General features: G+C 67.1%; 15 protein-coding genes and 1 tRNA gene. 11 read left to right on the plus strand and 5 right to left on the minus strand.

Annotation, left to right across the window (positions count from 1 at the left end; all coding sequences use genetic code 11):
- Positions 1-218: 218 nt before the first annotated feature.
- The 3 genes from AC1DZQ_RS02435 to AC1DZQ_RS02445 are packed head-to-tail and all read left to right on the plus strand — an operon-like array spanning position 219 to position 3,342.
- Positions 219-1,619, plus strand: a complete 1,401-nt coding sequence (locus tag AC1DZQ_RS02435) for an MFS transporter (RefSeq protein ID WP_476961983.1) — start codon at positions 219-221, stop codon at positions 1,617-1,619.
- A gap of 38 nt (positions 1,620-1,657) precedes the next feature.
- Entirely contained in the window at positions 1,658-2,140 is a 483-nt protein-coding gene (locus AC1DZQ_RS02440) for a cation:proton antiporter regulatory subunit (RefSeq protein WP_476961984.1), read from the plus strand.
- A gap of 5 nt (positions 2,141-2,145) precedes the next feature.
- Positions 2,146-3,342: a cation:proton antiporter gene (locus AC1DZQ_RS02445; RefSeq protein WP_476961985.1), complete on the plus strand. Its 1,197-nt coding sequence runs from the start codon at positions 2,146-2,148 to the stop codon at positions 3,340-3,342.
- Between the two features lie 131 nt (positions 3,343-3,473).
- On the opposite strand, the gene dcd is transcribed toward AC1DZQ_RS02445, so the two are convergent.
- Complete coding sequence (gene dcd, locus AC1DZQ_RS02450; protein WP_476961986.1) at positions 3,474-4,049, minus strand: dCTP deaminase; 576 nt, start codon at positions 4,047-4,049, stop codon at positions 3,474-3,476.
- A gap of 77 nt (positions 4,050-4,126) precedes the next feature.
- The gene (locus AC1DZQ_RS02455) at positions 4,127-4,573 is read right to left on the minus strand and encodes an SRPBCC family protein (protein WP_476961987.1); all 447 of its coding nucleotides are present in this window, start codon (positions 4,571-4,573) and stop codon (positions 4,127-4,129) included.
- A 286-nt stretch (positions 4,574-4,859) separates the two neighbouring features.
- Here AC1DZQ_RS02455 and AC1DZQ_RS02460 point away from each other — a divergent pair.
- The 3 genes from AC1DZQ_RS02460 (at position 4,860) to AC1DZQ_RS02470 (ending at position 6,377) form a co-directional block, all read left to right on the plus strand.
- A tRNA-Gly gene (locus AC1DZQ_RS02460) sits at positions 4,860-4,933 on the plus strand.
- Positions 4,934-5,070: 137 nt separating this feature from the next.
- Positions 5,071-5,220: a hypothetical protein gene (locus AC1DZQ_RS02465; RefSeq protein WP_476961988.1), complete on the plus strand. Its 150-nt coding sequence runs from the start codon at positions 5,071-5,073 to the stop codon at positions 5,218-5,220.
- Entirely contained in the window at positions 5,217-6,377 is a 1,161-nt protein-coding gene (locus tag AC1DZQ_RS02470; protein ID WP_476961989.1) for a N(5)-(carboxyethyl)ornithine synthase, read from the plus strand. Before AC1DZQ_RS02465 ends, AC1DZQ_RS02470 begins: the two co-directional genes overlap by 4 nt.
- A gap of 13 nt (positions 6,378-6,390) precedes the next feature.
- On the opposite strand, the gene AC1DZQ_RS02475 is transcribed toward AC1DZQ_RS02470, so the two are convergent.
- Positions 6,391-7,764: an MFS transporter gene (locus AC1DZQ_RS02475; protein ID WP_476961990.1), complete on the minus strand. Its 1,374-nt coding sequence runs from the start codon at positions 7,762-7,764 to the stop codon at positions 6,391-6,393.
- Positions 7,765-7,905: 141 nt separating this feature from the next.
- Between AC1DZQ_RS02475 and AC1DZQ_RS02480 the strand changes: the two genes are divergently transcribed.
- Both AC1DZQ_RS02480 and AC1DZQ_RS02485 read left to right on the plus strand, forming a co-directional pair.
- Positions 7,906-8,760, plus strand: a complete 855-nt coding sequence (locus AC1DZQ_RS02480; protein ID WP_476961991.1) for a LysR substrate-binding domain-containing protein — start codon at positions 7,906-7,908, stop codon at positions 8,758-8,760.
- A 242-nt stretch (positions 8,761-9,002) separates the two neighbouring features.
- Positions 9,003-9,398, plus strand: coding sequence for a hypothetical protein (locus AC1DZQ_RS02485; protein WP_476961992.1), 396 nt, complete (start codon positions 9,003-9,005; stop codon positions 9,396-9,398).
- A 149-nt stretch (positions 9,399-9,547) separates the two neighbouring features.
- Here AC1DZQ_RS02485 and AC1DZQ_RS02490 read toward each other — a convergent pair whose 3' ends face one another.
- Both AC1DZQ_RS02490 and AC1DZQ_RS02495 read right to left on the minus strand, forming a co-directional pair.
- A complete protein-coding gene (locus tag AC1DZQ_RS02490) occupies positions 9,548-13,078 on the minus strand; it encodes a bifunctional proline dehydrogenase/L-glutamate gamma-semialdehyde dehydrogenase (protein ID WP_476961993.1) in 3,531 nt (1,176 codons plus the stop codon).
- Positions 13,079-13,322: 244 nt separating this feature from the next.
- On the minus strand, positions 13,323-14,786 hold the full coding sequence (locus AC1DZQ_RS02495; protein WP_476961994.1) for an amino acid permease: 1,464 nt from the start codon (positions 14,784-14,786) through the stop codon (positions 13,323-13,325).
- 142 nt (positions 14,787-14,928) lie between these two features.
- On the opposite strand from AC1DZQ_RS02495, the gene AC1DZQ_RS02500 reads away from it, so the two are divergent.
- From AC1DZQ_RS02500 to AC1DZQ_RS02510, 3 genes are all read left to right on the plus strand, one after another.
- Positions 14,929-15,879, plus strand: coding sequence for a LysR family transcriptional regulator (locus tag AC1DZQ_RS02500; protein WP_476961995.1), 951 nt, complete (start codon positions 14,929-14,931; stop codon positions 15,877-15,879).
- Positions 15,880-15,944: 65 nt separating this feature from the next.
- Positions 15,945-16,373, plus strand: a complete 429-nt coding sequence (gene panD / locus AC1DZQ_RS02505; RefSeq protein ID WP_028275366.1) for an aspartate 1-decarboxylase — start codon at positions 15,945-15,947, stop codon at positions 16,371-16,373.
- A gap of 106 nt (positions 16,374-16,479) precedes the next feature.
- Positions 16,480-17,406 (plus strand): AEC family transporter, encoded by a 927-nt coding sequence (locus AC1DZQ_RS02510; RefSeq protein ID WP_476961996.1) that lies wholly within the window; start codon positions 16,480-16,482, stop codon positions 17,404-17,406.
- Positions 17,407-17,421: the final 15 nt, after the last annotated feature.

The raw sequence follows: 17,421 nt of genomic DNA on the forward strand, positions 1-17,421 counted from the left end.
TCAGCAAGTTGGAGCAGGCGGTTCATTTGTTAGGTTCGGTGCCGACAGTTTACCAAGCGTGTACAAATTCTTTTTGGCAGGGACACCGGCCCCTGAAGACCGGCCCGGAACAATTCGACGCAAAAGCGAAGCCGGAGCTAAACCATGCCTGGCAAAACCCGCCGGAGACACTGCCCGCTGCCCCTCGAAGGAGGCCCGGGACGGCTACGATTCTGGCTATGAACACTGCCGCCGCCCCCGAGGCCATGCGCCCCTCGGAACTGGAATCCGGAAGTTCCATCCCGCACCGGGGCCGGATCCTCGCGTGGGCCTCGTGGGACTGGGGTTCGTCAGCCTTCAACGCCGTCATGACAACGTTTGTTTTCACCGTCTACCTGACCTCCACGGCATTCGGCGGGGAGGATCAGGCCTCGGCAGTCCTGGGCGCCGCACTGGCCGTCGCCGGCGTGGCCGTCGCCCTCCTGGCCCCGGTCACCGGGCAGCGTTCGGACACCGGCGGCCGGCGGAAGCTGTGGCTGGGGCTCAACACGGCCGCCGTCGTCGTCCTGACCGGGCTGTGCTTCTTCGTCTTCCCGCGGCCGGACTTCCTGATCCTGGGCGTCACGCTGATAGCGCTGGGCAACGTCTTCTTCGAGTTTGCCGGGGTCAACTACAACGCCATGCTCACCCAGATCTCCACCCCGCGGAACATCGGCAAGGTCAGCGGCTTCGGCTGGGGAATGGGGTATCTCGGCGGCATCGTGGCGCTGCTGATTGTGCTCCAGCTCTTTGTCCAGCCCAGCCTCGACTGGTTTGGCGCCTCCACCGCGGACAGCCTGAACATCCGGCTGGTGGCAGTCTTTTCGGCCCTGTGGTTCCTCATCTTTGCCTTGCCCGTGCTGTTCGCGGTCCCGGAGCTGCCACGCTCGGAGCAGGGCGCCGGGCTGGGGCTCCTCGCCTCCTACGGCCTGCTCGTCCGGCGCATCAAGGCGATTTACCGGACCAGCCCGCACACCATCTACTTCCTCCTCGCGAGCGCCATCTTCCGGGACGGGCTGGCAGCGGTATTCACCTTTGGCGGGGTGATCGCGGCCGGCACCTTTGGCTTCGAACTCAAGGACGTCATCTTCTTCGCGATCTTCGGAAATGTCGTGGCGGCCGTCGGCGCCATCCTCGGCGGCTTCCTGGATGACAAGATCGGGCCGAAGACCGTGATTATCGCGTCCCTCGCCGGCCTGCTGGTCGCGGGCACCGCGATCCTGGTCCTCGGCAACGGGAGCTACGAATTCCTTGGCATGGCGTGGGCCGGGACCACCACATTCTGGATCTTCGGCCTGCTGCTGTGCCTCTTCGTGGGACCGGCCCAGTCGTCCTCCCGCGCCTACCTCGCCCGGCTCGCCCCGCACGGCGAATCCGGCGAGCTCTTCGGCCTCTACGCCACCACGGGCCGGGCCGTGAGCTTCCTTGCGCCCGCCCTCTTCACCCTGTGCATCGCCGTCGCAGCCCCCTTCGTGGCCGACGGCGAGGCCCAGCGCTGGGGCATCCTCGGCATTATGGTGGTGCTCCTCGTGGGCCTGCTCGTGCTCCTGCCGGTCAAGGCCCCCGACCAGACCGAAATCGCGGTGGTCCCCGAGTCCTGAGGCGGCCGAATCGCCGGTTCGCGCACTAGGCTGATGTTATGAACGTGGATGAGACGGACCTCCCCGGCCTCGGCCGGCGCAAGGACTTCATGACTGCCTCCGGACGCCGGATCGGCGTTGTCGAATACCGCGAAGGCCAGACGGAACTCATCGTCTCGACCTGGGACGATCCTGACACCTGCCAGGCTTCCGTCCCGTTGACCGCGGACGAGGCCGCCACCCTGGGCAACCTCCTGGGCGGCCAGCGCCTTGCCATGAAACTCTCGGAAGCCCACCGGGAAATTCCGGGCATTGTCACGCGCCAGTTTTCAATCAGCGCTGAGTCCCCCTTCCAGAACCAGCCGATGGGGAAGGCGTGCATCCGGACCCGCAGCGGGGTCTCGATCGTGGCCATCATGCGCGAAGGTGAGGTCCTGCCCTCCCCGGGACCCGACGTCCTCCTTCACCCCGGTGACCTCCTCGTTGCGGTGGGCACGCAAGAAGGCCTGGACACGGCGGCCGGCATCCTGCGCAACGGATAAGCGGCATGGATCCGCTCGCACTGACCCTGATCGAGCTGGGGGCCGTCGTCTTCTGCCTCGGCCTGCTGGCCAGACTGGCCGGGCGGATCGGCATGTCCCCCATCCCGCTCTATCTGGTAGGCGGGCTGTTCTTCGGGGCCGGGGGCCTCGTCAAGCTCGAAGGCATGCACGAGTTCGCCCACCTTTCAGCCGAAATCGGCGTGATCCTCCTGCTGCTTATGCTTGGGCTGGAATATACGGCGTCGGAGCTCGTCACCGGCCTGCGGCGGTCCTGGCAGGCCGGCGTCCTTGACCTGCTGCTCAATTTCCTGCCCGGCGCCGGGCTCGCGGTGATGCTCGGATGGGGCGTCGTGGGGGCGATGGTGATGGGCGGCGTCACCTATATTTCATCTTCCGGGATCGCCGCCAAGGTGATCACCGATCTTGGCCGGATCGGCAACCGGGAAACCCCGGTGGTCCTGTCCATCCTGGTCTTCGAGGACCTCGCCATGGCCCTGTACCTGCCGGTCCTGACCGCCACGCTGGCCGGCGTCAGCTTCATGGTGGGGCTGCTCACCGTGGGCATCTCGCTGGCAGTCGTGACCTTCGTCTTGGTGGTGGCCCTGCGACACGGACATCATGTGTCCAAGGCGGTGCACAGCGAGAATTCCGAGGTTTTCCTGCTCAATCTGCTGGGCGCGGCCCTTCTTGTGGCGGGGCTCGCCGCCGCCATGCAGGTATCCGCGGCCGTGGGGGCGTTCATGCTCGGCATCGCGATTTCCGGCGCGACGGCCCACAGCGCCACCCGCATCCTGGAACCGCTCCGTGACCTCTTCGCGGCGATCTTCTTTGTGGTTTTCGGCCTCAACACCGACCCCCGGTCGATCCCCCCGGTCCTGGGCTGGGCCTTGTTGCTGGCCGTGGTGACGGCAGCCACCAAGGTGATCACCGGATACTGGGCGGCCAAACGCGCCGGGATCGGCGTTCCCGGCCGTTACCGCGCGGGGGCGGCCCTGATTGCACGTGGCGAGTTCTCGATTGTCATTGCCGGCCTGGCCGTTGCCTCCGGCGTGGTGCCCCCGGATCTGGCCGCCCTCGCCACCGCCTATGTTCTGATCATGGCGATCGTGGGGCCGCTGGCCGCCCGCTTCGTGGAACCGCTCGTCCGGTTCCTGCGCCGTCCGGTGCGGGGGCCGGCGTTCCGGACCTCCGGCCCGGCGTAGGGCTCCCGCCGGGCCGAACCGCGGCGCTGCCTGGCCTGGCCTGGCCTGGCCTGGCCTGGCCTGGCCTGGCTTGGCTTGGCTTGGCTTGGCTTGGCTTGGCTTGGCTTGGCTGCCGGGCGCAGCCGTCCGGCCTAGATGTCGGTGCGGTGGAAATTCAGGTGGCTGCGGCTGGCCGTGGGGCCGCGCTGGCCCTGGTAGCGGTTGCCGTATTCGCCCGAACCGTAGGGGTGCTCCGCGGCCGAGGACAGCCGGAAGAAGCACAGCTGGCCGATCTTCATGCCGGGCCACAGCTTGATGGGCAGCGTGGCCATGTTGGACAGTTCCAGCGTGACGTGGCCGGAGAAACCGGGATCGATGAAACCCGCCGTCGAGTGCGTCAGCAGGCCGAGCCGGCCGAGCGAGGACTTGCCCTCGAGGCGCGCCGCGATGTCGTCCGGAAGCGTCACGGTCTCGTACGTGGAGCCCAGGACGAACTCCCCCGGGTGCAGGATAAACGGCTCGCCGGACTCCACTTCCACCAGGCGGGTCAGCTCGGGCTGCTCCTCGGCCGGATCAATGTGGGCGTATTTGTGGTTGTCGAACAGCCGGAAGAACTTGTCGATCCTCACGTCCACCGAGGACGGCTGGACCATTACGGGGTCGAACGGCTCGAGGACAATCCGCTGGGAGTCAATTTCGGTTCGAATGTCGCGGTCAGAGATCAGCACAGGTTCAAAAATACCGCACGGCGCCCCGCCCGGCTTCACGGACGGGCGCAGCCGCCCAGTGTTACTTCACCGGCCGTCTATTCCGCGGCGGGCATATCTTCGAGGAGGGACTTGAGCCGCTCGAGTTGGCCCACCTCGGCCTTCATGCGCCGGCGGAACGGGTTCGTCATCCGGACCACAAACCCCCGGGGCTCGAAGTTCAGGGCAAACCGGACGCGGGTGCTGGGACCCTCCGTGCTCAGGTAGTAGCCGCCGTGCGGCCGGGCCGGCCCGGCGATGACCTGGTACTGGATTTCCGCCCCGGTCCGGGCCTCGGTGATTTCGAAGTCCGCGGCGACGGGTCGTCCGCCCGGCCCGGCGACCGTCTGCCGGTACACGGCGCCTTTGGCACCGGCGGCACCCGAGAGCAGCTCCACGCTCCGGACCCCTTCGCGCCAGAGCGGCAGGTGGCCCGGGTCCAGGAGGAAGTTGTACACGCTCATGGCGTCACGGTGGATGACGACGTCGTACTCTGCGAATGCCACGAAAATCCTTGCTCGGCGGACGGCAACGGGCGTAGCCCGCTTCCCCCGAACTGCAGCTAACCATTTCAGGATAGACAGCGGCGTCCGCGATGCCGGCTCCCGCAGCAGTCGTTGACCCAAGAGTGTCCGAAGAGTTATGGGACGCGGCGAAGTGTTACGGGGGGTCATCGCAGGGACGGACACGGACACCGCACGTTCGGAGGTGTTCTACGAGGCCGCCAGACTGGGGTAATGTAAATCTCGTTGTTTCACCGGGGCAAAGTCCAGCACTCAGACTGGCCCCACTGCGGCTGTAGCTCAATGGTAGAGCGCTAGCTTCCCAAGCTTGATACGCGGGTTCGATTCCCGTCAGCCGCTCCATCCGTCCTCTGCCGCAGCCAGCGCTCCGCCTGCGTTCGCACCGCTCCCGGCTTCCGCCAGATGCCCGGGCTCCCATTAGGTTGCTACCTGTATCGTCGGAAGTCAGGAACCTCTTCGGTTCCGCTACAGGAGCAATCATGGCTGACAAGTCCCCCCGTCAAGCAGCATCCAAAAAAGCCGGCAAGTCCATCAAGGAAAAGCGCGCTGACAAGAGGGCTGCTTCGGCGCCGGCCAGCTCCCTCGACAAGGTGACCGCCGTAAAGACGGCGAGCCCCAAAAAGAAGTGACCGGTTCCCCGAATTACCTCACGCTCGGCATCCTGGCCAGCACACGCAAACCGGACGAGCGACGCCTCCCGATCCACCCCCTGCATCTGGACCGCATCGCGCCGGAGATCCGGGACCGGTTGATCCTCGAGGAAGGCTACGGCGAGCGCTTCGGCCGTTCCGACGCCGAGCTCGCGCCCCTCGTGGGGCGGATCGCACCGCGACAGCAGCTGCTGGCGGATGCCGACGTCGTCCTCCTGCCCAAGCCGCAACCCGAGGACCTGGCCGAACTCCGGGACGGTCAGGTCCTTTGGGGCTGGCCGCACTGCGTCCAGGACCGGGCCATCACCCAGCTGGCGATCGACAAGAAACTCACGCTGATCGCCTTCGAGGCCATGAACCACTGGGCCAGCGACGGCGGGTTCGGCCTGCATGTCTTCCACAAGAACAACGAGCTCGCCGGCTACTGCTCCGTGCTGCATGCCCTGGCGCTGACCGGTTCCACCGGAGACTACGGCCGCCGGTTAAGCGCCGTCGTGATCGGCTTCGGGGCCACCGCCCGCGGCGCCGTGACGGCGCTGAATGCCCACGGCGTCCACGACGTGCAGGTGCTGACCAACCGCGGTGTTGCCGCAGTTGGCTCACCCATACACTCGGTCCGGATCGCGCAGTTCGACCACGACAGCGAGGCGCCGTACCTGAGCGAGGTCATTACCGAGCGCGGGCGCGTGCCGCTGGCGCCGTTCCTGGCCGCGAGCGACATCGTGGTCAACTGCACGCTGCAGGACCCCAACGCGCCGCTGACCTACCTGCGCACCGAGGACCTTGCCGCCTTCCGGCCCGGCAGCCTGATCGTGGATGTGTCCTGCGACGAGGGCATGGGCTTTAGCTGGGCGAAAACCACCACCTTCGCCGAGCCGATGTTCCAGGTCGGTGACCACATCGACTACTACGCCGTGGACCACAGCCCGTCCTATCTCTGGAATTCCGCCAGCTGGGAGATCAGCGAGGCGCTGCTGCCGTTCCTGGAGACCGTGGTCTCGGGCCCCGGGGCCTGGGCAGGGAACGAGACCATCCGCCGCGCGATCGAAATCCGCGACGGCGTGGTCCTCAACCCGGATGTGCTGCAGTTCCAGCAGCGGGAGCCGGAGTTCCCGCACCGTCCCCGGGCGGTCTAGTACCCGCGGCAATCTAGGACGTCGCGCCTGCCTGCCGGCTGCCCTGGGTCCCAACGATCCGCAGCAGCCGGCGGCGGTCCTTCAGGTCCACCTTGAGCATGAGCTGCCCGCGCCGGGCGAGGACGACGGCGATGGTCGCGGCGGCCAGCACCGGCACGCCCCCGGAAACGAACACCGCGGTGTGCGGGTCCGCGTGCTCGGCAAGCCAGCCCATCATCGGGCCGCCGATCGCCTGGCCGCCGATCAGCACCATGATGTACAGGCTCATCACGCGGCCGCGGATGGCCAGGTTGGCGCTGACCTGGATCAGCTGGTTCGCGGCGGTCAGGAACATCAGGCACCAGAAACCGGCCAGCACCATGGCAGCGCCGAACCACGCCATCGACGGCGCCAGCGAAGCCAGGCACAGCATGAGCCCGTACATCCCGGCGCCCAGGACCACGGACCGCAGCCGCAATGCGCGCCGCCGGGCCGAGGTGATGGCTCCGGCCAGCGCCCCGAGGGCCACGAGCGTGTTGAGCAGCCCGTAGCCGCCGGCACCGGCGTCGTACACGTGGTCCGCGAACGCGGCCAGCAGCACCGGCAGGCTCATCGCGAACACTGCGATGAACCCGGCCATCAGCCAGGGCCAGTAGATGGTGGGCTTGCTGAGCGCATAGTCCAGCCCTTCGCGCAGCATGCCCCGGCGCTTGGCGGCCGGCGTGCTGACATGCAGCTGGTCCTTGCGCAGGCTCAGGAGCATGGCCACCGTGAAGCAGCAGGCCACCGCGTTGGCGGCAAAAGCCCAGCCGGCGCCGACGGCGGTCAGCAGGATCCCGGCGATCGCAGGACCGATCAGGCCGCCGAGCTGGAAGATCGTGGAGTTCACGCTGATCGCGTTTCGCAGGTAGCGGGGGCCCACGAGCTCGTTGACGAACACCTGGCGGGCCGGCTGGTCCAGCACGGTCACCAGGCCCAGGACCAGCGCGATCGCGTAGACGTGCCCCACCTCGATCCGCTGGCTGAGCGCTAGGACGGCCAGGACCGCGGCCAGCGCGGCGGCGACCGACTGGCACAGCATGAGGATCTTCCGCTTCGCGAAGCGGTCCGCCATCATGCCGGCCCAGGGGCCGAGGAACAGGGACGGCAGGAACTGCAGGGCCACGGTGATGCCGACGGCGGTGACGGAGCCGGAAAGCTGGAGCACCAGCCAGTCCTGGGCGATCCGCTGCATCCAGAGCGCAATGACGGCGACGAAGTGCCCGATCGCGAAGATGCGGAAGTTGCGGACCTTCAGCGAAATGAATGTGTGGCGCCAGGGCAGGCGCTCGTTGACGACGGCGAGTGGTTGGGTGATGGTGTCCGGCAGGGATGCTGCGTTCGCCTCTAGCGGCGGAGGGGGTGCCACGGAAAAGTCCTCAAAAGAGCGGGTGAGCGGGATGCACTTAACGCTAGGCTGGCCCCAAGAGATTATGGAAGCCTATTCCACGCATAACTCGCATTACAAAACGCAATGCAGGGTTTGCGGCACCCGATCCGGGAGACCCCCATGTTCGAACCCGCCCAGCTCCGCTCGTTCCTCGCCGTGGCCGAAACCCTGAGTTTCACGAAGGCCGCGGAACGCCTCGGCCTGGCCCAGCCCACCGTCAGCCAGCACGTCCGCAAGCTGGAAACCGCCGCCAAGCGGGTGCTGATTGCCCGGGACACCCGGGATGTGCGCCTGACCGACAATGGCGACGCCATGGCCGGGTTCGCCCGAAGCATCCTCGCCGCGCACGACTCCGCCGCCCGCTATTTCTCCGGCTCCGCCATGCGCGGGCGCCTGCGCTTCGGCACGGCCGATGATCTCGCCATCACCGGGCTGCCCCGCATCCTCCGGGAGTTCCGGCAGATTTATCCGCAGATCAACCTCGAGCTGACGGTCGGGCAGAGCGACCAGCTCTACAAGCGCCTCAACGCCGGTCAGCTGGACCTCGTCTTTGTGAAATGGGTGGCCGGGGCCAAGGACGGGACCGTGGTCCAGCAGGACTCCTTCGCCTGGGTCGGCCTGGAGCAGACCGTGCTGGAACCGGCCGATCCTGTCCCGCTGATCGCCTACCCCTCCCCCAGCCTGAGCCGGAAGCTCGCGATCGACGCCCTGGAGGCCACCGGACGCACCTGGCGGATCACCTGCACCACGCGGCAGATCAGCGGCGTGCTGGCCGCCGTCCGGGCCGGCATCGGGGTGGCGGTGATGCCTTCCTCCCTGGTGCCGGAAGACCTGAAAATCATCACCCGCCGTTTCGATCTGCCGCCCGTGGGCGACGTCGATTTCACGCTCATCCGCAATCCGCTGGCCAATACCGAGGTGATCGACGCCCTCACGCAGGCGATTGTGGGCCGGACCCTGAAGCGCCCGGCCTGACGCACGGGCGGCACCGCGTCCCGGCGCGGATCCTGCCGCAGTACTTACGGGGCCGGCTACCCGGACGGGAGCAGTACTTACTTGACCATTGAACGGTGCAGGTACTTCATCTATCCTGACACTACTCAAGATCAACCGTTCGAGGTCAAGCAGTGGCCCACGACAACGAATCGAAAAACGAACGCTGTCCGTCGCTGACGCCGTTTGGCTGGCGTCGGAGCGTTCGGGATAGGCCGCCATTGATGCCCGCCATTAATCATCCCCGACTGTCCGCCCCCGCCACCCATGCGCCAAAGTCCGCCCGCCCGGTGACCGTGCCGGCCCACCCTGCGGCGGCGATGCACCACCCGGCCGCCGCAATGCAGCACTCGGCCGCCGTCCAGCACGCGACTGCCCCGGGGCAAGGGGGAATTCGCCCGGCCACCCTCGCAGAGTCCGAATATGTGGCCAGCCCGTACTGCGAACGCTGCGGCACGGACGAGTTCATCTACCTTGAGACCTTCGTCCCGGCCACGTTCCGGAGGGACGGGTCGGTCAGCAAGCTCGGCGAGGTCACCTACTTCTGCTCGGGCTGCGACGATTTCTCCGCCCACGCGGTCCCCGCTTCCTGGGTCCCGCCGGGCTGGTACTTCGGCTAGCCCCGCCAGCGCTTAACGCTCTAGCGGGCCGGCTTGGCCAGCGCCGCCGCGGCCGTTAAACGCCGTCGCCGCCATGCCGCACCTGATGGTGCCTGCACAGCGGCGATGGCGTTTTAGCACGCCCGAGCCAGGGTTTTAGCAGCCCCGGGTTAGATCAGGGCATCCGAGATGTGGTTGGGCGTACCGAAGCGGTGCGCCGTGATGCTGATGGCCTGCTCGTGCAGGAACGGCAGCAGTTCCACGCGTCCGGCTTCCGTGACGGGGTGGACATACACCGCCAGGTCCGGGCGTCCGCCCGTGGCCTCGGACAGTGCCTTGGCGTCTCCGCCGATCAGCCGGATCCGGGCTCCGGAGAGCTTGCCCGCCGCGGCGAGCGTGCCGGCGGAAGCGAGCCACTCGGCGTCGTTCTCGACGGTTGCGGCGATGCCAAGCCCGGACAGGACGGCGCGCAGCTGGGCGGGCAGTTCGACGGCGGTGGAGACCGTCAGGTCGGACCCGGCCAGGACGCCCGCGGCCACGGTCCGGACGAGGCCGGCAAGCGGCTCGCCTTCCGCGAGGCGGACCGTGACCGGCAGTGCGCGGTAGCGGAAGACGTTGCGCTCAGCGCTCAGGCCGGAGACGTCCTTCGCGGTGCCGAACTCTTCGGCCCAGGCGCGGGCGTCGGAGGCGAGCGCGCGCTGGAGCGGTGCGAGTTCGTCGGCGGTCAGGAAGCCCTTGGCCGCGTCCTCGATCCGGCGGACGCCGGCGTGGGCGGGAGCAGCGCCCGGCGTGCCGGCGGCGGTGCTGGGCTTACTGACCCATTCGCCGAGGCCGACGAGGTAGTTCGGCCCGCCGGCCTTGGTGCCGGCGCCGACGGCGGATTTCTTCCAGCCGCCGAAGGGCTGGCGCTGGACGATTGCGCCGGTGATGCCGCGGTTGACGTAGAGGTTGCCGGCCTGGATGGTGTCCAGCCAGATCCCCAGTTCTTCGGTGTTCAGCGAGTGCAGGCCCGCGGTGAGGCCGTATTCGATCTGGTTCTGGATCGCAATGGCCTCCTCGAGGGTCTCCGCCGTCATGACGCCCAGGACCGGGCCGAAGAACTCGGTGAGGTGGAAGTAGGATCCGCGGCGGACGCCGGAGCGCACGCCGGGGCTCCAGAGCTTGCCCGTGTCATCGAGCTTCCGCGGTTCCACGGCCCAGGTCTCGCCCTGGCCGAGGGTGGTTAGGGCCTCCAGGAGCTTGCCCTTGGCCGGCTCGATGATCGGGCCCATCTGGCTCGCCGGGTCCTGGGGGTAGCCGACCTTCAGCGAGGTGACGGCGTCGATCAGCTGGTTGTGGAACCGCTTCGACTTCGCCACGGAGCCGACGAGGATCACCAGCGAGGCGGCGGAGCACTTCTGGCCGGCGTGGCCGAACGCGGAGTACGCGACGTCCTTGGCCGCGAGGTCCAGGTCCGCGCTCGGCGTGACGATGATGGCGTTCTTGCCGCTGGTCTCTGCCAGCAGGGGCAGGTCCTTGCGGAAGGAGCGGAACAGCTCGGCGGTCTCGTAGCCGCCGGTCAGGATGACGCGGTCCACGGCCGGGTGGGAAATGAGCTGCTGGCCCAGTTCCCGCTCGCCCAGCTGGACCATGGTGAGGACGTCGCGGGGAACGCCGGCCTCCCAGAGGGCCTCGATCATGACGGCGCCGCTGCGGCGGGCCTGCTTGGCGGGCTTGACCACGACGGCGGAGCCGGCGGCGAGGGCCGCGAGGGTGGAGCCGGCCGGGATGGCGACCGGGAAGTTCCACGGCGGCGTCACGACGGTGAGTTTGGCCGGGACGAAGGTGGCGCCGTCGACGTCGTCGAGCTTGCGGGCGGACTCGGCGTAGTAGTGCGCGAAGTCGACGGCCTCGCTGATCTCGGGATCGCCCTGGTCGATCGTCTTGCCGGTCTCGGAGGCCATGACCTCGAGGAGGTCCGCGCGGCGGGCCTCGAGGACGTCGCCGGCGCGGTGCAGGATTTCGGCGCGCTCGGCGCCGGAGAGTGCACCCCAGGCCTTGCCCTTCTCGACGGCGGTGTCGATGACCGTGTTCAGGGTCTCGGCGTCGTTGATCGTGGCGGCCTCGACGGCGGCGTTGCCCAGTGTCGACGTCGTCACGCGGCCCAGGATGGCGCGGCCCCAGTCGCGGTTCGCGGGCAGCGACGGATCGGTGTCGGCGGTGTTCTCGAAGGACTCGTGCGGCAGCGGCGCGGCCGGGAGGGCGCGGTTCTGCAGGCGGTTCGGGGCCGGGACCTCGTCGTCGAGCTTGGCGAGCGAGCCGAGGAAGCGCTGCTTCTCCCGCTCGAAGAGGGCTTCGTTCTCGCTGAGTTCGAAGACCGCGGACATGAAGTTGTCCTGGCTGGCGCCCTCTTCGAGGCGGCGGATCAGGTAGGCGATCGCGACGTCGAACTCGGCGGGGTGGACCACGGGGGTGTAGAGCAGGAGGGAGCCGACGTCTTTCTTGACGGCTTCGGCCTGGCCCTGGGCCATGCCGAGCAGCATCTCGAATTCGATGCCGGACTCCACGCCGCGCTGCTTGGCCAGGAGCCAGGCGAAGGCGATGTCGAAGAGGTTGTGGCCGGCGACGCCGATCCGGATGTTGCGGATCCGGTCCGGGTGCAGCGAGTAGTTGATGACGCGCTTGTAGTTGGTGTCCGAGTCCTGCTTGGTGCCCCAGGTGGCGAGCGGCCAGTCGTGCAGGGAGGCTTCGACCTGCTCCATCGGCAGGTTGGCGCCCTTGACGACGCGGACCTTGATGGCGGCGCCGCCGTCGGCGCGGCGGGCGGCGGCCCAGTCCTGCAGACGGATCATGGCGGACAGTGCATCCGGGAGGTAGGCCTGGAGCACGATGCCGGCCTCGAGGTTCTTGAACTCGGGCTTGTCCAGGATCCGGGTGAAGACCGCGATGGTCATGTCCAGGTCCTTGTATTCTTCCATGTCCAGGTTGATGAACTTGGTCTTGGGGAAGGAGGCTGCGCGGGTGAAGAGCGGGGTGAGCTTCTCCACGACGTGCTCCACGGCCTCATCGAAGGCCCACGCGGAGTGCGGGGCCACCGTGGAGGAGACCTTGATCGAGACGTAGTCGACGTCGGGCCGGGACAGCAGGGTGTGCGTGCCCTCGAGCCGGCGGGAGGCCTCGTGCTCACCGAGCACGGCCTCGCCGAGGAGGTTGACGTTGAGCTTGATGCCGTCCTTGCGGATCTTGGCGATGGCCGGGCCCAGCTTGGCATCGGTGGCGTCCACGATGAGGTGGCCGACCATTTCACGGAGCACCCGGCGGGCAACCGGGATGACCACCTGGGGCAGGACCGGGGCCATGGTGCCGCCGAGGCGGACCGCGCTGCGCATGTACCAGGGCAGGAAGGCCGGGACCTTGGGGGCCAGGGCGGCGAGGTTGCGGGCGGCGACCTGCAGGTCTTCGGGACGAACGACGCCGTCGACGAACCCGACCGTGAAGTCCAGGCCGTTGGGGTCCTTCAGGACCCCGGCGAGCTGCTCGGCCGAGGCGTCGACGGGCACCTTTGCGGCTTCGGTGAGCCAGTGGCGCACCAGCGCGATCGTGTCCTCGGCGAGGGCTGCGGCCTCAAGGACCGTAGAGCCTTCCGAAACGGCGGCGTGCGTGGCTTCGTTGCCTGCGGCGTTTCCGGTGGCTGCGCCGGGCTCCGTGGAGATGTTGGTCATGGTTGGAACTCGTTCTTTCTCAAAATGTGGACCTCTTATGAATCAGTATGCGACCGGATTTTCATAAGATAAAGCGAAGTTTTCTGAGCAATACCGGTTAGAAAAACCGAAGCTTTGTTTTCCCGTCCGAACGTTCGGCAACCACCCCGGATCCGGGCCCTTAAAGACCCGTTGCGCTATCACTTCCGGCCCTTAAAACCTGTGGATGGGAGCCATAAGTGATAGCGCAACGTGGGGTGGGGAGTTACGGCAGGGGGCGGTGCATCTCCACGATCTCCTCGTGCCGCGGGCTGTCCGGGTTCATCAGCGAGTGTTTGCGGCCGTAGGTGAAGTAGATGATCAGGCCGACCACAAGCCAGACGACGAACCGCAGCCAGGTCTCCCAGTGCAGCTGGAGCATCAGGAACAGCGAGGCAAACACACCGAACGCCGGAACCAGCGGCATCAGCGGCAGGCGGAAGGTCCGCGGGGCGTCGGGCTTCTTGTAGCGGAACACGATCACCGACAGGCACACGACGACGAACGCGGCCAGGATGCCGATGTTGGTCAGGTCTGCCACGGCCTTGATCGGGAGAATGCCGGCGAGGACTGCGGCCCCGGCGCCGGCGATCCAGGTCACGCGCTGCGGCGTGCCGTGCTTGTCCGTCTTCGAGAACCAGCCGGGCAGCAGCCCGTCGCGGCTCATCGAGAACCAGACGCGGGTGACGCCGAGGAGGAAGGTCAGCATGACGGTGAGGATGGACAGGACGGCGAACACGGAGATGATCGTCGCGATCACCGGCAGCCCGACGCTGTTGAAGGCGGAGGCGAAGCCGGCCTTGGGGTCGATCTCCGTGAAATTCTGCATGCCGGTGAGCACCAGGGTGGCGGCGACATAGAGCAGCATGGCAATGACCAGCGAGAGGATGATGGCCTTCGGCATGTGCTTCTTGCCGTCCGTGGCCTCCTCCGCCGCGGTACTCATGGCGTCGTAGCCGAACACCGCGAAGAACACCGTGGCGGAGCCGGCCACCACGGGACCGAAGCCGCTGGGGAAGAACGGGTTGTAGTTGTTGGTGTTGATGTAGAAGATGCCCAGGCCGATGATGAATAGGATCAGGACCACCTTGATGCCGACGGCGATCAGCTCGAAGCGGCCAAAGGTCTTGGTGCCGCGGGAGAGGATCCAGGTCACCAGCAGGCAGACGAGGATCGCGGGAAGGTTGATGATGCCACCCGTGCCCTCATCCGGCGTCGAGGTCATCCAGTCGGGCATATGGATGCCGATGCCGGAAAGGGCAGCATCGAAGTAGCCCGAGATGCCGATGGCCACCACGGCCACGATGGCGATGTACTCCAGCAGCAGGTCCCAGCCGATAAACCAGCCGATGATCTCGCCGAGGGCAACGTAACCGTAGGTGTAGGCGGAGCCTGCCCGCGGGATCATGCCGGCGAACTCGGCGTAGGACAGTGCCGCGGCGGCGGATGCCAGGCCGGCGATCAGGAACGAGACGAGCACGGCCGGGCCGACTCCGGGCTCGGTCTCGCTGCCGTGGGCCACAAGGCCGGCCAGAGAGAAGATGCCGACGCCAATAATGCCGCCGACGCCGATGGCCGTCAGTTGCCAGAGCCCCAGGCTCCTGTGCAATCCGCTGTGTTTGTTTTCTTCTTCAATGTCGTCGATGGGCTTGCGCCGCATGACCGACTGCGCCGAATCCTGTGTAGCCATCAGGGCCTCCTGCTTGGGTGTGATGCCCATCAATCCACCCTGTGATGGGCGTTACCGAGTGACAACAGTATGCAAGCCCGATTGCATTAGATAAAGTGAATTCTCTTAACGAATAACCATCAGAATTCACAAAGGAATAGCGATGCTCGACGTCCGGCGATTGCGACTGTTGCGCGAACTGAAGATCCGGGGCACTTTGGCCGAAGTGGCCGAAGCCCTCCAGTACAGCCCGTCGTCAGTCTCGCAGCAGCTGGCCCTCCTTGAGAAGGAGGCCGGAGTGGAGCTCCTCCGCAAGACCGGGCGCCGGGTGCAGCTGACCCCCCAGGCCGAAGTCCTCGTGGCCCACACCTCCCAGCTCCTGGAGACCCTGGAGCAGGCGGAGGCGGATCTGGCCGCGTCACTGACCACGGTCACAGGCACCGTGCGGATTGCGGTCTTCCAGTCCGCCGCGCTGGCACTCATGCCGGACACCCTGACCAGGATGACCGCCAGCTACCCGGAAGTCCGGGTGGAAATGACCCAGCGGGAACCGGAAACGGCCCTTCACGAGACGTGGGCCCGCGACTTCGACCTCGTGATCGCCGAGCAGTACCCGGGCCACGCCGCCCCGCACTACGCCGAACTGGACCGGGTGGCCCTGACCCGCGACGCCATCCGGCTCGCCGTTCCACCCCCTTCGCCCGAACGCGGCCCCATCAGGACGCTGTCCGATACCGCGCGGCTGCCCTGGGTGATGGAACCGCGCGGAGCGGCCTCCCGGCACTGGGCCGAGCAGGCGTGCCGGAGCGCCGGCTTTGAGCCCGACGTCCGCTTTGAAACCGCCGACCTGCAGGCCCAGATCCGGCTGATCGAATCCGGAAATGCGGTGGCCCTGATGCCCGACCTCGTGTGGACCGGCCGCGGCACCACCGCGCAGCTGCTGGACCTGCCCGGGGATCCGCACCGGACGGTGTTCACCTCGGTGCGGCGCTCGAGCGCCAGGCGGCCGGCTCTGCTGGCGGCCCGGGAGATCCTCGCGGTGACCGCGGCATCAATCGTGCCGGCGGCGGCCGCCGGCGTTCTTGATCCGGCCCCCGCGGACCGGCCCGCGTGACGGGCCCGCGGCGTGTGCAGTGGGCCACAGCGCGCGCCGCGGCCCCGCGTTAGACTGGTGACGTTATGAATCGCACAATATTCAAATCCAAGATCCACCGCGCGACGGTCACGCACGCGGACCTTCACTATGTCGGTTCCGTCACCGTGGACCTGGATCTGCTGGAGGCGGCCGACATCCTTCCCGGGGAGCTCGTGGCGATTGTCGACGTCACCAACGGCGCCCGGCTCGAGACCTACACGATTGCCGGAGAGCGCGGTTCGGGCGTGATCGGCATCAATGGCGCCGCCGCCCACCTGATGCACGAGAACGACATCGTCATCCTCATCACCTACGCCCAGATGACCACGGAAGAGGCCAAGGCGTACAACCCCAAGGTGGTCCACGTTGACCAGGACAACAAGATTGTCCAGATCGGCAACGACCCCGCGGAGGGCATGACGCCGGGCCTCATGCGTCCGCCGCACTCGCTGAACAACGCCGCGCTCAACTAGCGGCAGCGCGCCGTCGGGCGTAATAGGACGGCCTGCGGAATAAAGCTGATTACTCTGGACGGGTGATCCCTACCCGCCGCCCTCCCGCCCCGGTGCGGAGAACCGCGTGCTAGGGGTACTGGCAGGATTCTTTGTCGTCTGGGTCATCATCCTGGTCGGCATGTTCGTGGGCCGGCGCAATATCCTGGGCGAGAACGCCCGCCCCGTCTTGAGCGCCCTGACGTTTTTTGTGGCCAGCCCCGCATTGCTGTTCGAGACCCTCAGCAAGGCGAAACTGCACGACGTCTTTGCCGCGCCGCTGCTCGTGACGGCAGTCGGGGCAGTGACGACGGCGGTCCTGTTCTTTGGCATTGTGCGCTTCGCGCTCCGGCGATCCGTGCCGGAAGCCCTCATCTCCTCCATGAGCGCGTCCTTGGCCAACTCGGCCAACCTCGGCATTCCCATCGCCGTCTTCGTGCTCGGTGATGCCAGCTATGTGGCACCTCTGCTCATCTTCCAACTGGCTTTCTTCACCCCCTTGTTCCTCATGGCGTTGGACGCCACCACCAGCTCGCACCGCACCACGCCCCTGAGTTTCGTGCTCATGATCCTCCGCAACCCGATGATCGTGGGCACCGGGCTGGGACTCCTGGTGGCCGCAACCGGCTGGAAGGTACCGCCGCTGATCCTGGAGCCCATTCACTTGATCGGCGGGGCCGCCATCCCGGCCATGCTGATCGCCTTCGGCATGAGCCTGAACGGTTCCAGGCCGCTGCAGGCGGCCGGCGGCCGCCGGCCGGACGCCCTGCTGGCGAGCTTCTTCAAGCTCGTTGTCCACCCGCTGGTGGCGTACCTGTTTGCCCGCTTTGTCCTGGGCATGCAGGAACAGGCGCTGTTCGCCGCCGTCGTCACGGCAGCTCTGCCCACCGCCCAGAACGTGTTTGTCGCGGCCAGCCGTTACCGCACCGGCGTCACAGTAGCCAGAGACACCGTGCTGATCACTACGGTGGTAGCTGTGCCCGCCATGATCGGCGTGGCCCTGCTGCTGGCCTGATCCGGCTGGGCAGGC

The sequence above is a fragment of the Arthrobacter sp. P1_C12_2 genome, assembly GCF_056406415.1.

Coding starts and splice junctions, on each gene's coding strand:
- AC1DZQ_RS02435 (WP_476961983.1), top strand. CDS start 219: ATGAACACTGCCGCCGCCCCCGAGGCCATGCGCCCCTCGGAACTGGAA.
- AC1DZQ_RS02440 (WP_476961984.1), top strand. CDS start 1,658: ATGAACGTGGATGAGACGGACCTCCCCGGCCTCGGCCGGCGCAAGGAC.
- AC1DZQ_RS02445 (WP_476961985.1), top strand. CDS start 2,146: ATGGATCCGCTCGCACTGACCCTGATCGAGCTGGGGGCCGTCGTCTTC.
- AC1DZQ_RS02465 (WP_476961988.1), top strand. CDS start 5,071: ATGGCTGACAAGTCCCCCCGTCAAGCAGCATCCAAAAAAGCCGGCAAG.
- AC1DZQ_RS02480 (WP_476961991.1), top strand. CDS start 7,906: ATGTTCGAACCCGCCCAGCTCCGCTCGTTCCTCGCCGTGGCCGAAACC.
- AC1DZQ_RS02485 (WP_476961992.1), top strand. CDS start 9,003: ATGCCCGCCATTAATCATCCCCGACTGTCCGCCCCCGCCACCCATGCG.
- AC1DZQ_RS02490 (WP_476961993.1), bottom strand. CDS start 13,078: ATGACCAACATCTCCACGGAGCCCGGCGCAGCCACCGGAAACGCCGCA.
- AC1DZQ_RS02495 (WP_476961994.1), bottom strand. CDS start 14,786: ATGGCTACACAGGATTCGGCGCAGTCGGTCATGCGGCGCAAGCCCATC.
- AC1DZQ_RS02500 (WP_476961995.1), top strand. CDS start 14,929: ATGCTCGACGTCCGGCGATTGCGACTGTTGCGCGAACTGAAGATCCGG.
- panD (WP_028275366.1), top strand. CDS start 15,945: ATGAATCGCACAATATTCAAATCCAAGATCCACCGCGCGACGGTCACG.